The organism is Rhodoferax sp. RT5P35 (genome assembly GCF_056521385.1).
This window is the reverse complement of the sequence record NZ_JBWMAX010000014.1, coordinates 61,036-74,720: the sequence shown is the minus strand read 5'-3', so window position 1 is coordinate 74,720 and position 13,685 is coordinate 61,036. Positions and strand designations below refer to the sequence as shown.

Annotated in this window: 12 protein-coding genes; 3 read left to right on the top strand and 9 right to left on the bottom strand. The window is 62.5% G+C overall.

Annotated elements, in window-relative coordinates:
- Nucleotide 1: 1 nt before the first annotated feature.
- Nucleotides 2-268, bottom strand: a complete 267-nt coding sequence (locus tag AC097L_RS19580; RefSeq protein WP_479588392.1) for a hypothetical protein — start codon at nucleotides 266-268, stop codon at nucleotides 2-4.
- Between the two features lie 269 nt (nucleotides 269-537).
- On the opposite strand from AC097L_RS19580, the gene AC097L_RS19575 reads away from it, so the two are divergent.
- The gene (locus AC097L_RS19575; RefSeq protein WP_479588391.1) at nucleotides 538-1,263 is read left to right on the top strand and encodes a Crp/Fnr family transcriptional regulator; all 726 of its coding nucleotides are present in this window, start codon (nucleotides 538-540) and stop codon (nucleotides 1,261-1,263) included.
- A 12-nt stretch (nucleotides 1,264-1,275) separates the two neighbouring features.
- On the opposite strand, the gene AC097L_RS19570 is transcribed toward AC097L_RS19575, so the two are convergent.
- The 8 genes from AC097L_RS19570 to AC097L_RS19535 all read right to left on the bottom strand — a co-directional run bounded on the left by AC097L_RS19570 (nucleotide 1,276) and on the right by AC097L_RS19535 (nucleotide 12,330).
- Nucleotides 1,276-1,932 (bottom strand): PAS domain S-box protein, encoded by a 657-nt coding sequence (locus AC097L_RS19570; protein ID WP_479588390.1) that lies wholly within the window; start codon nucleotides 1,930-1,932, stop codon nucleotides 1,276-1,278.
- Complete coding sequence (locus tag AC097L_RS19565; RefSeq protein WP_479588389.1) at nucleotides 1,925-4,936, bottom strand: chemotaxis protein CheB; 3,012 nt, start codon at nucleotides 4,934-4,936, stop codon at nucleotides 1,925-1,927. Before AC097L_RS19565 ends, AC097L_RS19570 begins: the two co-directional genes overlap by 8 nt.
- A gap of 166 nt (nucleotides 4,937-5,102) precedes the next feature.
- Complete coding sequence (locus AC097L_RS19560) at nucleotides 5,103-6,677, bottom strand: putative bifunctional diguanylate cyclase/phosphodiesterase (protein ID WP_479588388.1); 1,575 nt, start codon at nucleotides 6,675-6,677, stop codon at nucleotides 5,103-5,105.
- Nucleotides 6,674-8,164 (bottom strand): ATPase domain-containing protein, encoded by a 1,491-nt coding sequence (locus AC097L_RS19555; protein ID WP_479588387.1) that lies wholly within the window; start codon nucleotides 8,162-8,164, stop codon nucleotides 6,674-6,676. Before AC097L_RS19555 ends, AC097L_RS19560 begins: the two co-directional genes overlap by 4 nt.
- An 11-nt stretch (nucleotides 8,165-8,175) precedes the next feature.
- Nucleotides 8,176-8,595 (bottom strand): hypothetical protein, encoded by a 420-nt coding sequence (locus AC097L_RS19550; protein ID WP_479588386.1) that lies wholly within the window; start codon nucleotides 8,593-8,595, stop codon nucleotides 8,176-8,178.
- Between the two features lie 346 nt (nucleotides 8,596-8,941).
- The gene (locus tag AC097L_RS19545) at nucleotides 8,942-9,763 is read right to left on the bottom strand and encodes an alpha/beta fold hydrolase (RefSeq protein WP_479588385.1); all 822 of its coding nucleotides are present in this window, start codon (nucleotides 9,761-9,763) and stop codon (nucleotides 8,942-8,944) included.
- An 81-nt stretch (nucleotides 9,764-9,844) separates the two neighbouring features.
- Nucleotides 9,845-12,067 carry a catalase gene (locus tag AC097L_RS19540; RefSeq protein WP_479588384.1) on the bottom strand — a complete coding sequence of 741 codons (2,223 nt, stop codon included), beginning with the start codon at nucleotides 12,065-12,067 and terminating at the stop codon, nucleotides 9,845-9,847.
- Between the two features lie 20 nt (nucleotides 12,068-12,087).
- Complete coding sequence (locus AC097L_RS19535; RefSeq protein ID WP_479588383.1) at nucleotides 12,088-12,330, bottom strand: hypothetical protein; 243 nt, start codon at nucleotides 12,328-12,330, stop codon at nucleotides 12,088-12,090.
- A 252-nt stretch (nucleotides 12,331-12,582) separates the two neighbouring features.
- On the opposite strand from AC097L_RS19535, the gene AC097L_RS19530 reads away from it, so the two are divergent.
- Complete coding sequence (locus tag AC097L_RS19530) at nucleotides 12,583-13,062, top strand: hypothetical protein (protein WP_479588382.1); 480 nt, start codon at nucleotides 12,583-12,585, stop codon at nucleotides 13,060-13,062.
- A 108-nt stretch (nucleotides 13,063-13,170) separates the two neighbouring features.
- Nucleotides 13,171-13,668, top strand: a complete 498-nt coding sequence (locus AC097L_RS19525; RefSeq protein ID WP_479588381.1) for a pyridoxamine 5'-phosphate oxidase family protein — start codon at nucleotides 13,171-13,173, stop codon at nucleotides 13,666-13,668.
- Nucleotides 13,669-13,685: the final 17 nt, after the last annotated feature.

The window sequence follows — 13,685 nt, the reverse complement described above, 5'->3', positions numbered from 1 at the left end:
GTTACAGCACCAGCAAAGTGGCACCAATCAACAAAGCGGCTACTGCCAGGGTGGTAACGAAACGCGACGCGGCAAACCGGTGCAGCCTGCTGCCCACATAGCGCAGGGTGGACCAGCGCTTGTTGCCACCCTGGCACAGGCTTAGGTGCTCGCCCAGGGCCGCCAGTTCCATGGGTTGGCTGGCAGTGGCATCACCATAAGACGAGGTGCTCCAGTTAGGGCCGGCGTAGTCGGTGGAAGCAAGGGAGGCGGTAGCAAAAGCAGGCATGAAACTCTCCATCCGCACGGCGCGGGTAAGGTTGAACACAAGACAAACGGTGGCCGGTTCACCAGGGCTGGGTGCCCCGGCTATTCCGTAACTCTATGGTAGGAAGGGGGATGTGGGATGTCTGTCGGACATTGCGCCGCCCCGGGTAGGACGCTGGCTACAAGTTCCGCGACGTGTAGGACGATGCCGACGCGCAATACCGACCCCCGCCGATAGCCGATGCCAGTGCAGATGGCAATGATGAAGTCTGTGTTTTTTTGAGGACTTCCATGCCTACCACTCTGCAAACCGTTTCCGACCCGCGCCAGAACCAGTTGCTGGCTTCCTTGTCAGATGCCGATTGGAAACGCTGGCAGCCGTATCTGGAATGGGTGGACCTGCCGCTGGGCAAGGTGCTATGCCGTTCAGGCAGCACGCCCGGCTATGTGGTGTTTCCGACCACCGCCATCGTCTCGCTGATGTACCTGGGCGAGGGTGGTGCTTCGTCAGAAGTGGCCGTGGTGGGGCTGGACGGCGTGGTGGGCCTGTCGCTTTTCATGGGCGGCGATGTGAGTCCCCATGAAGCGGTGGTGCAAAGTGCCGGGCAAGGTTACCGGCTGAGTGCGCACCGCGTGAACGCCGAGGCCGAAACGGGTGGCCCGGTGATGCGCATGCTGCTGCGCTACACCCAGGCGTTGATCGCCCAGGTGACGCAGACTGCCGCCTACATCCGGCACCACTCGATCGACCAGCAGTTTTGCCGCCGTCTGCTCCAGGGGCTGGACCGCCTGCCCACCAACAAAATGGCCATGACCCAGGAACTGGCCGCCAACCTGCTTGGCGTGCGCCGCGAGGGGGTCACAGCGGCCGCCCGCAAGCTGCAACTGGCGGGGGTCATCGCGTACCGGCGCGGCCACATTGAGGTGCTGAACCGCCCTCGGTTGGAGCAGGGTGCCTGCGAATTCGAGGGTGCCAGCAAGTCACGCCCGCGCGATTTGATGTCGATGGCGGCCTAGCACGACCGGGGCTTAATTGTTGCCGTCTTGCCGCTTGCGTTCGCTGGTGGCCTCGGGCGAGCCGTCTACCAGCGCTCGGTAGCGTGTCTCGCTGGCTTGCATGGCGGCTGCCATGACTTTGGATTCGCTGATGTCGGCCAGCACCAGGTGCTGTTCGGGTGCACCGGCGGCATCCTGGGCAGCACTGGTGGTCAGTTGCACCCAGCACGTATGGCCGTCCTGGGTCACCACCTGCAGTTCGCAGGTTTGGGGTGCGCTGGTTTCCAATAGTTGCCGACGCAGGCGGTAGTACGTGTCTTGGTGGTCTTTGTCAATGAATCGGCTGATGCGCTGCCCCACTAAGGCAGCACGCGGCAAACCCAGCAGCGCCGCAGCAGCCAGATTGGCCTCCACCACCAGCCCGCTTTCGCTTACCGTGCAATAGCCCACGGGGGCCAGGTCGTACAGCTCGAAGTAGCGGGCCCTGGCCGTTTCCAGTAGCAACTGGGTGCGGAGCAGCTCGTCGTTTTGCATTTCCAGCTCGATCTGGTGTACCTGCAGCTCGTGTACCACGAGCAGCACGTCGTCCAGCGTCAGGTTTTCGGGCGGGATGGTGTGCAGCGCGGTTTTGTCACGGGCGATGGCTTCAGCATGTATGCGCAAGGCTTGGGCAGCGTATGTTTTATCCATGGCGGGCCTCATTGGTGGCGTTGTCTTCACTGCGTTCGGTGGTGGCGATAGCATAGATGCGACCGTTGGCATCCAGCAGCTCGGTGGATGTCAAGGAGATGGTCAGTACCTTACCGTCTTTTGTCAAACGCTGGGTTGTAGGTTGTAAGGTGGCTTGTGCAGTGGGATCGGTATACAGGGCCAGGGCCGCCACGCCCGGCGGCAGGCGGTCGCGCACATTCATTTGCAAGGCCTCAGCTTCGGTCCAGCCGTACATGCGCACGGCACCGGGGTTCCAGGCCAGGATGCGGCCTTCCAGGTCTTGTACGGTGATGGCATCGAAAGCATCGCGCACCACCACCGCCAGGCGCAGCAGTTCGTTGGCCTTGCGCAGGGCAACACGGGTGCGCACGATGTCAGTGGTCTCGACAAAGGTGATCACCACGCCCTCGATCACGTTGTCCAGCGTGCGGTAGGGCAGGATGCGCATGGTGTAGTGCCGGTGCTCCAGTGTCTCTACATCGGCCTCGATCGGCTGCAGGTTTTTAAGCACTGCCTGCACATCGGCCACCAACCGGTCGTAGCCCAGCAGGTTGGACGCGATATGGCCCACCGGGCGGCCCACATCGCTCAAAATCAGGTTAATGATCAGCGTGGCCGCCGGGGTAAAGCGCAGGATGCGCAGGCCGTAGTCTACAAAAATGGTGCCAATACCGGTGCCCGCCAGCAGGTTGTTCATGTCGTTGTTGGCGCGGGACAGGTCGGTTACCTTGGTCTGTAGCTCGGTGTTAACGGTGGCCAGCTCTTCGTTGATGGACTGCAGCTCTTCCTTGGAGGTTTCTAGTTCCTCGTTGGTGGACTGCAGTTCTTCGTTCACCGACTGCATTTCTTCGTTGGAGGACTTGAGCTCTTCGTTCGAGGTTTCCAGCTCTTCGTTGGCCGCGTGCAGGTACTCTTCTTTGGCTTGCAGCTCTTCGTTCAGCGCATTGATCTGTTCCTGCGAATCCAGGCGGGTGGTTGTCGGCGGCGGCGGCAGACGCGTAGGCGCATCCTGCACCGCAGCCACCTCCAGCACCACCAGATACAGCGGTGACTCCAGCGCCGATGTACCACCCGTGGCCACCGGGCACACCGCCAGGTGCACCATGCTGAAGTGGCCATTGGTTTTGACCCGCAGGTTCGAGGCCAACGCGGGCTCCTTGCTGGCAGCCGCCTTGTGCAGCACGGTGGTGAGGTCGCGGCGCAAGCCTTCGCGGGCCATCTTCAGGATGTTGTTGACGCCCGCCTCGCCTGGCGCGGGCTCCAGAAACATGCCTGTGCGGCCATGCAGGTACAGGATATCGCCCTGGCCATTGACCAGTGCCGCCGCCGGTGCCAGGTGCTGTAAGAGGGTTTGCTCGGTCAGGGTGCGCAGCGACAGCTTCGTGAGGTTGGCAACTTTGTCTATCACTGTCGGCAGCTCCATTTCGCGGGTTATCAGTGGTGGTAAGAACCGGCCTAACGCGGCACGCTGGGCACCCCGGAAATCTTCCTTGCGCTGGTAGGCCTTAGCTTTGCGGTCGACCACGGCAAACATGTCTGTCAGCTCGCCTGCGGTTTCGGAGCTGCCCAGAAATAGCATGCCACCAGGCAGCAAAGCGTAGTGGAACAGTGCCATGACCTTTTTCTGCAGCTCGGCACCCATGTAGATCAGCAGGTTGCGGCAGCTGACCAGATCGAGCTTGGAAAACGGCGGGTCTTTGATCAGGTCGTGCTCCGAGAACACCAGCATGTCGCGGATACCCTTGTGCACCCGGTAGGCGCTTCCATCGGGTTCGGCGGTGAAAAAGCGGGCCAGCCGCTCGGGCGAGATGTCGTCGGCAATGCTGGCCGGATACAGTCCGGCACGGGCGGTGGCAATGGCGCGGTTATCCAGGTCGGTGGCAAACACCTGTACCTTGTAGCTGAGCTTGAGCACGTTTAGCCGCTCTTGCAGCAAGATGGCCAGTGAATAAGCTTCTTCGCCTGTCGAACAACCGGCCGACCACACGCGCACCACCGATCCGGGGGGGTTGTTGGCGAACAGCTTGGGAATCGCCTCTGTCTCCAGTACCGCAAAGGCCTCGGGGTCGCGGAAGAAATTGGTCACGCCGATCAGCAGGTCGTGGAACAGTGCATCCACCTCGACCGGGGCGTGCTGCAGGTACTTGACGTAGCTGTCCAACGTGGCAATTTGGTGCACGGCCATGCGCCGCTCAATACGCCGATAGATGGTATTGGGTTTGTACTGCGAAAAATCGTGTCCGGTGTGGGTGCGCAGCAAGATAAAGATTTTTTTCAGGGCATTTTCAGTGAGGGGTACGCTGGCCGAGGCGACATTCGGCGGTCGGCCAAACGCGTGGGCCACGTATGCCATCAGCTGGGCCGCCATTTCGGCCGGGGGCAGCTCAAAGTCGACCATGCCGGTGGCCAGCGTACTGCGTGGCATACCGTCAAATTCTGCCGAGCCGGGGTTTTGCACCATCACCATGCCGCCTTCACCCTTGATGGCGCGCACGCCCAGCGTGCCGTCGCTGCCGGTGCCCGACAACACAATGCCAATGGCCCGCTCGTGCTGGTCTTGTGCCAGCGAGCGGAACAAATAGTCGATAGGCAGGCGGTGGCCGCGCGGCGCGGTGGGCTCCAGCAGGTGCAGGGTGCCGTTCAAAAACGCCATGTCGCGGTTGGGCGGGATGATGTAAGCGCAGTTGACCTGCACCCCCATGCCGTCTTCCACCTCGCGCACCTGCATGCGGGTGTAGCGCTGCACCAGTGCGGTCAGTATGCTGCTGTGGTCGGGGGCTAGGTGCTGCACCAGCACGAAAGCCATGCCGGGCTCCCTGTCTGCGGGCATGCCGGAAAAGAAGGCTTCAAACGCGGCCAACCCACCTGCAGATGCGCCTATGCCGACGATGGGGAAGCTGGGGGCGACGGGAGAAAGACGGATGTCTGCCAGCACTACGTTGGCGGTTGCTGGGGACTTGCGGGTTTTTGCGTTGGCTGCCATGGTGTTCTCCGGTTACGAAGAAGGGTCATGCAGGCACTTCAGCGGTTGGAAGTGTAGTCGCTGCACCAGCAAAAATACAATGCTCCTAAAAATATAGCTGCTAGCGCATGTTTTGTATGGGCTAGAGGCCAATTTAATGCCAAGTTTTATGCTTGTCCAGGCTGGGCTAAATGGCATGGTCTTGCAACAGCTCTGTGTAGATGTCGGCTGCCAACGGCCGGCTGAAATAGAAGCCCTGGCCCTCGGCGCAGCCTTGTGACTGCAAGTGGCTGAATTGCGCCTGCGTCTCTACCCCTTCGGCCAGCACCTGCAGGTCCAGGCTCTTGCCGACGGCGATGATGGCATTGACCAAAGGGATGTCCCCTTGGGCACTGTCGATGCCTTGTACCAGGGACGGGTCGATCTTCAGCGTATCTAGGGGGAAGCGGCGCAGCACACCCAGGCTGGAGTGCCCGGTGCCAAAGTCGTCAACGGTGATGTGTACCCCCAGCTCTTTAAGCGCCCGCAAAATCGTGGTGGTGGCCTGGGTGTCTTGCATCAGGCTGCTTTCTTTCAGCTCCAGCTCCAGGCCTGCCGGGGGCAGGCCGGTTTCTTCCAGCACGGCTTGCACGCCTGGCAGGAAATCTTTGCCGTGAAATTCTGCTGCCGACACATTGACGGCTATGCGTCCAAAAGCATGCCCGGCCTGTAACCACGTTACCGCCTGCTGGCAGGCGGTACGCAGCACCCACTGGCCCAGCGGCACGATCAGGCCGCACTCTTCGGCAATGCCGACAAAATGGGCCGGGTACAGCAGCGGCTGGTCTAGCCGTTCCAGGCGCACCAAGGCCTCGGTGGCCGTGATTTTGCCGGTGGCCAGGTTCAGCCTGGGTTGGTAGTGCAGCACCAGTCCTTCGCTTTGCAGCACCTGCTGCAAGGCCAATTCGATGGACTGCCGTGCCAGCGCCCGCGCATGCATGTCGGGCGAAAACATCTGGAAGTTGCTGCGCCCGTTTTTCTTGGCGTGGTACATCGCGGTGTCGGCATTGCGCAGCAGGGTTTCCACGTCACTGCCGTCGTCGGGGTAAATGCTCAGGCCAATGCTGGCCGATACATGGAGTTGCTGGCGGCCCACCACATAGGGCGTGGAGGTGGCCTCAATCAGCATGGCGGCTGCGCGGGCGGCATCCTTCACCGTATCCACCTCGGCCAACAGCAGCACAAATTCGTCGCCGCCCTGGCGGCAGACGGTATCCGACTGGCGCACACTTTCATTCAGGCGTTGGGCTACCGCCTGCAGCAGTTCATCGCCCACGGCATGGCCCAGCGAGTCATTGATGTGCTTGAAGTTGTCTAGGTCCAGATAGACCAGCACCACCTTTTGGTCATGGCGCTGCGCCAGCGCCATGGACTGGGCCAGCCGGTCGGTGAGCAAAGCGCGGTTCGGCAGGCCGGTGAGGATGTCGTGCTGGGCCATGTGCGACATCTGGGCAGTGGCATCTTCGGCCGCCTCGGTCAGGGTTTGGGCATGTACCGTCGCCATGATGAGGTGCTCGTTGGCTTCGCGCAGCTGGGTCGCCGTTTGCTCTTCCAATGCGGTTTTGGCCTGGGCGGCATCTTCTTGAAGCCGCAGGGCTTTTTCGCGCAGCTCTACCGCTGCTTCGCGCTGGGCCAGCAGGTAGGACTGCTTTTCCCAAGCCTGGGCTTCGGCCGATCCGGCCAGCACATCCTTTTGCTCCAGGGACGGTATGTGGGAAGTCATGTGCCGCTCCTTACCAGTGTGTGGACTGCCTGGGTATGCATGGGTCGCCCACCCAGCAGCCCTTCGTAATGCAGCACCGGCTTGCCAATGGCGATGCCGTCGTTGGTGATCTCGTAGCGCCGGATGTCGTTGCTATGGTGGCTGTCGCGTACTTTGACCACTGCCATCACGCGCTGCAAGCTGCTGTCTAGCTCGATGTAGCGCTGGACGATGATCGCGTCGGTTAAAAACGCCGTGCCGTAGGGGCTGAAGCGCAGGTCGGTGTAGCGGTCCTCCAGCTCCGAGGTCATCAGCACCGTTACGCCCATGCCCGACAACACCGCCACCATGCGAAACAGCGACTCGCGAAAGTCTTCGCGGAAGGTGGGAGCCACTGCCAGCTCGAAGCCCGACAGCGAGTCAATCACCACCCGGGTGGCTTTCAGGCTGGTGATTTTCTGCACCATGCTTTGCACGATCTCGTCTATCGACAGGTCTAGCAGGCGGGTGTTGATCAGCCCCAGGCAGCCCGCGCGCACCATGTCGTCGATGGTGTGGCTGCGCGAGCGGCTGGGGGTTTGCTCAAAAGCCACGATCACACCCGCTTCGCCCAGGCGCACGCCCTCTTGCAAAAAGGCAGTGGCCAAAATGCTTTTGCCCGAGCCGGACGGCCCGGCCACCAGCAGCGAATAGCCTGCGGGCAGGCCACCGCCCAACATGCCATCCAACAGCGGCACGCCCATGGGGATGCGGGTTTCGGCGCGGGCGGGGGCCGTGATCTGCGGGGTGGCGCTGCTGTCGTCGGGCACCACGGCCGACGCAAAGATGCTGAGCCCATCGCCGGTGATGCGCAGGGTGTGCACCCCGGGGCTGGGGGCCTGGCCGCGCATTTTTACCACCTGGATCTTGCGCACCATGGAATTGCGCTGCACGCTCTGGTCCAGCGCCAGAATGCCGTCGGCCACGGTGAATACCGGGTGCGGGTCGCTGTGGGGCGAATATTCACCGATCAAAAAGCTGGTGGTTTGCCAGCCCGCCAGGGTTGTGCCCAGCTGTTGGGTAAAGCGGCGCATGCCGGTATTGCTGCTGTCGCGCTGGTGGACTTCGGCCACCACCGCGCGAAAGGAATCCATAAACACAAAGGCCGGGCCGAAGGCCTTCACCTCGGTGGTGACACGTGCCAGCACCTGCGCAAAATCACCCTGGGCCAGTTCCTCCCCCAAATCCACAAAACGGATGCTGCTACCGATCTTGTCTAGCGCAAAAAACGAGAACTGCTGCTGGTAGCGCAGCATTTTCCAGGGCGGTTCGCCCAGGGCAGTGAAAAATAGCGCGGGCTGCTGCGGTGTGGCCAGGGCAAACATGAGTTGGTGCGCCAGCGTGGTTTTGCCCGCGCCGGGCGGCCCGGTCACCAGGTTGAAAGAAAACTCGGGCAGGCCACCGCCCAGAATGGCATCTAACCCGGGTACGCCGGTGGCGAGTCGGCGCAGGGTAACGGGATGGGTCATGCGGGTCCTTTTCAGGTGGGGGGAGGGGCATCCAGCCACACAGAGGCCAGAAGGCGTTCGGTCAGGGGCTCGCCAATCAGGCTGGCCAGGAGTTCGGTAAATGTGACCAGCAGGCCGCAGCCCGCCTCGGCCGCTTCTTTCGCATCGCGGTTGGCAAACCGGGCTTGTAGATGTGCCAGCAGATCGGCCCCGGCCTCGAGCGGCCCGGTCTGTGCCAGCCAGGGAAAGTTTTTACCCGTCAGGTACAGCGCGCGCTCCAGCAGCACGCCGACACCGCGCACCCCGATCACCGGTTCTAGCTGGGTCGCCATGAACTGCCAGGTGCGCGTGACCGCATTGACCACGGCGGTGGCATCGGGTGCACCACCAGCGCGTTGCGTCAGCGTTCCCTGGATCGACTCGCTCACGGTGGAGTGAGGTGCTTTTGGCATGTAAGCGTCTCCAACGCTGCGGGTGTGTTCGGGAGCCCAAGCGGCTGTATCCGCATAAAGTGAAAAACCGTGTGCCATGCACTTCCGATGTGTGGAACCCGCGGCGCGGGCAGACAGCGTGCTGGTTTGCCTTTCTGTATAAGGTTTGTTAGTGTGTTGATTTGCGTAGTACCAATGCAATAACTGAGCGCTAGAGTGGGTTTACTATCAAAAAAATTCTTTTGATAGCAGCCTGTATACCCGTCGCCTGCACCGCAATTGCATAGGGCCAAAGTTTGTAATGCAAGCCATTGACCATGTCAATGCTGGAAGGGTGGAGCGCACTCAGCATTGCACTTGGTTACACCTATTTGGCCAAAAATGCCAGCAGGTCGTGCGTCAGGCGTTCTTTGTGGGTGGCAAACAGGCCGTGGGGGGCGCCTTTGTATTCCAGCAGGGTGGACATGCCAATTTCTTTCGCCGTGGGCTGGGCCGAGGTTTCTATTGGTACGGTGAGGTCATCGGTGCCGTGGATGACCAATGTAGGCACCTTGAAGGCAGGCAGGTCGGCGCGGAAGTCGGTGGTGCTGAAGGCTTTCAGGCATTCCAGCGTGGCGCGCAGGCTGGCCTGCATGGCGACATGGCGGGCCCATTCCAGGGTTTCGTCGCTGACCGGCTGCACCAGCAGGCCCACACCAAAGAAGTCGTTGAAGAAGTCGGTGAAAAACGCTGCCCGGTCCTCGCGCAGGGCCTCAGCGATGGACGTAAACCCGGCTTGCGGTGCTCCTTCGGGGTTGTCTGCCGTCTTGAGGCGAAACGGCAGTACAGACGACACCAGTGCCGTCTGCACCACGCCCTTGCCAGCGTGGCGCGACATGTAGCGCGCTACCTCGCCGCCGCCCATCGAGAAGCCTACCAAGGTGGTGTTGGCCGCACCGGCATAGTCAACCACCGCCGCCAGGTCATCGGCCAGGGTGTCGTAGTCGTAGCCGCTCCAGGGCTGGCCCGAGCGGCCAAAGCCGCGCCGGTCGTAGGCGATGGCCCGGTAGCCCGCCTCGGCTATCGCCATGGCCTGGTCGTCCCAGCTGTCGGCCGACAGCGGCCAGCCATGCAGCAGGATGACCGGGCGGCCGGTACCCCAGTCCTTCACGTACAGCGGGGTGTTGTCCTGGGTGGTGATGGTGGGCATGGTGTCGCTCCTTAAAGTTAAGCGTCAAATCGGGCTCTAGCACAGGTTTTATATGCGCTGGTAGCTATCAATATAGGAATTTCAGGCCGGAACCGTTGCCAGCCCATGCCGGTCCCAGTGGCGGTGCTGGGCGATGGCCTGTATGAACGCGGGCGCAAAGCTCGGTGGCAACACGCCTGCCGAAGCAAGTACCACGCCGGGTTGCGGCTGGGTCACGCCGGGGTCGGTGGGCATGGTGATGCCCAGGCTGGCCAGCAGCCCGGCCCCGGAGCCAGAGGCGGCGATGGGTTTGCAATGTTTGTAGGCCTCCAGCACAAAGTGCACCGCGTCTCCATCGGCCATCAGCGCCGCGGCGTGCACGCCCATGCAGGGCAGGTAGACGGCGTCGAACACCACCGACGGCGTGGTCATCAGGGTGCAGTCCACCGCCAGGTGGCCACCATTGGCCACCTCGACCCTGCCCAGCGCAGCAGCGATGATTTTGCTGCTGGCACCGGCTGCCGCCAGAGCCTGCTGCACGGCGTCAACCGAGGTGGCATCCACCCCATTGCACACCAGGATGGCGACCTGGCGGGTGGTGACACTGCCGGGCCCGGTGGGCCGCATGCTCAAAGCGGGCGAGGCCACCACGTCCACCGGGTGTGGCGCGTGCCGAAAACCAGGCCACTGGGTGGCGGCCTGCGCATCGGGTGCGCCTATGCCCAGTGGCGCGGCTACGCGGGTGGCCAGGTCGGCATCCACATGGGCCAGGTTGTCCACCATGCGCTGGCGGATGGCGGGCGTGCCCAGTTTGGACAGTTCGAACTGGAAGGCGGCGACCAGATGGTCTTGCTCGGCCGGGCTCTGGCTGATCCAAAACATGCGGGCCTGGGAGAAATGGTCGTCAAAGCTGGGGCTGCGCTGGCGGAGCTTGGGGGATTCCGAGGCGGGCGATGCTTCGGGCACGCTGGCAAAGCCGCTGGCACGGGCTTGTCGGCCGTCCACGCGGAATTCGCTACCTGGGTTTCCATGTGCGAGCGTATTCGGCTCGTAGGCCACCCGTCCGGTGTTGACCTGCTGGCGGTGCATGCCGTCGCGTTGGAAGTTGTGCATCGGGCACTTGGCCTGGTTGATCGGCAGCTCGTGGAAGTTGGCCCCGCCCAGGCGTGATAGCTGGGTGTCGGTGTACGAAAACAGCCGCCCCTGCAGCAGCGGGTCGTTCGAAAAGTCGATGCCCGGTACCAGGTGGCCGGGGTGGAAGGCCACCTGCTCGGTCTCGGCGAAGTAATTGTCGGGGTTGCGGTTGAGCACCATGCGGCCAATGCGGCGCACCGGCACCAGCTCTTCGGGCAGTAGCTTGGTCGGGTCCAGCAGGTCGAAGCTGAAGCGGAACTCGTCTTCCTCTGGCACCACCTGCACGCCCAGTTCCCACTCGGGGAAGTGCCCGGCTTCGATGGCTTCCCACAGGTCGCGGCGGTGGAAATCGGCATCTTTGCCGGCCAGCTTTTGCGCCTCGTCCCAAGCCAGGGCGTGCACGCCGAGCAGGGGCTTCCAGTGGAACTTCACAAAGCTGGCCACGCCTGCGGCATTCACCAGCCGGAAGGTGTGCACGCCAAAGCCTTCCATCATGCGCAGGCTGCGGGGAATGGCACGGTCAGACATCACCCACATCAGCATGTGGGTGGATTCGGGCATCAGCGTCACAAAGTCCCAAAAGGTGTCGTGGGCGCTGGCGGCCTGGGGAATTTCGTTGTGCGGCTCGGGCTTGACGGCGTGAATGAGGTCGGGGAACTTGATCGCGTCCTGGATGAAGAACACCGGGATGTTGTTGCCCACCAAGTCGTAGTTGCCTTCTGCCGTATAGAACTTCACGGCAAAGCCGCGTGCATCGCGCGCCGTATCCGCCGAGCCGCGCGACCCGGCCACGGTGGAGAAGCGGGCGAACACCGGGGTCTGCACGCCGGGGGTGGATAAAAAGCCCGCCTTGGTCAGCTCGCCCATGTCTTCATACACCTCGAAGAAGCCGTGCGCGCCTGCGCCCCGGGCGTGGACTGCGCGCTCCGGGATGCGCTCGTGGTCAAAGTGGGTGATTTTCTCGCGCAGGATGAAGTCTTCCAACAGCGTGGGGCCGCGGCCACCGGCTTTCAGAGAATTGTGGTTGTCGGGGAAGGCCAGGCCCTGGTTGGTGGTGAGCGGCTCGGCGAGTGCCAGGATGACGGGCGGGGCAGTCGCCACCTTGCCGGGCGGCGGTGCGCCTTCGGCGGTGAAGTCGGCCTTGTCCTGGGCCAGTTCTTGGGCCTTGTCTTGGTTGGAGGAGGGGGTCATGGGAAATCCTTGTGGGGGGCTTACTTTTTCAGCTTTTGGTAAGCGCGGTCGGCCTCGGGGCCGCGGTCGGTGTCTTGCTGGCCCTGGGTGACATCCCGGTAGGCCTGTTGCACGGTTTTGCTGGGGGCTCCGTCCGTCATGCCCACCGACTGGTCTCGCTCGTGCGGCAGCTTGGGCTTGCTGGAGCCGAGTGTGTTCGGCTTGCGCCGGGCCGGTGTGGCGGTGTTGACCGAGCGCACTGTGGGAGTGGTTCGTTTGGGCATGGGAGCTGCTTCGCTGGGGTTGCAATCCCACTACCTTAGGCCGCAGCGCACTTCCCGTCCGTGCGGTAGAACACATAGGCGGTTTAGAAGGAAAAAGGGCATTAGCCGTATATCCTGCCTACGCTAGATGCTATGCATTTAGGAATTTTGTCTGGGCTGCAGATTTGTTTGCGTACGTGTGCCAACGCACAGACCGGGCCGGTGGGCGCTCTTACCTTAGAGACTGTTCCCATCTACTCCCATGGAGATTCCATGCAGACCTTTGCCATGCCTTCGCCTTTGCCGTTTGCTCCCTTTTTTGCGGTCCGCGACAGCCACACGCCGATGGCATTGGGGGTGGATCTGCAGTTCATCGCTTTGCTGGACGCGTACCGGCCCAGCGGCGGGCTGGCGCGGGCGCAGGAGACGCTGGAGCTGTTCATGCGGCGTGGCGGGCCGGACTTGGCGAGGGTGGCGCGCTGGATGGCGCGGCGCGAAGTGGTCTGCCTGGACTGGCATGCGCAAAGCTGGATGCCGGTATTCCAGTTTGACCTGGTGGACATGGTGCCGTTGCCGCAACTGGCCCCGGTGCTGGCCGAGCTGAACCCGGTGTATTCGCCCTGGGCGCTGGCTGCCTGGTTTGCCCAGCCCAACCCCTGGCTGGAGGGTGAGCGCCCGGCCGACGTGCTGGAGTCGAACCCGGCCGATGTGTTGAATGCCGCGCGGGCGGAGCGCTTTGTAGCATTGGGGTAGTGGGTGCGGCAGGTGTAGGAGAGCACCCACACGCAGAGCCGGTTGTGACCGATGGCGTGGGGGCGGCCTCCCCCCGAAGATGCGGCTATTGCCCACTCGGAGAAACCCATGCACATCGAACCCCAAACCAAACCCGAACTCAACCACATCTGCGGACTGATTGAATCCATCCGCGTAGCCATGCTGACCACCTTTGACCACCACGGCGCGCTGGTCAGCCAGCCGATGGTGCCGCTGGAGATGGATGCCCAGGGCGCGCTGTGGTTCTTCACCGACTTGCGTTCTGAAAAAATAGAGCATTTGCAGGTGGTCAACCTGGCTTTTAGCGATATCGAGAAGGCCACCTATGTGTCAATCTCCGGCCAGGGCGAGATCCACACCGACCGCGAGGAGCTGGAGCGCCTGTGGACCCCCATGGCCCGGCCCTGGTTCCCCGATGGCGTGGAGTCTACCCACCTGTGCCTGCTGAAAATTGTGCCGCATGCCGCCGAATACTGGGACGTGCCGCACAGCCGCATGGTGCGGCTGGTGGCCATGGCCGCATCGGCCGTGGTGGGTCGCCCGCTGGGCCTGGGGTCGCATGAAACCTTGACGGATTTGTCGTAACCCGGTTCTTGGCCCCC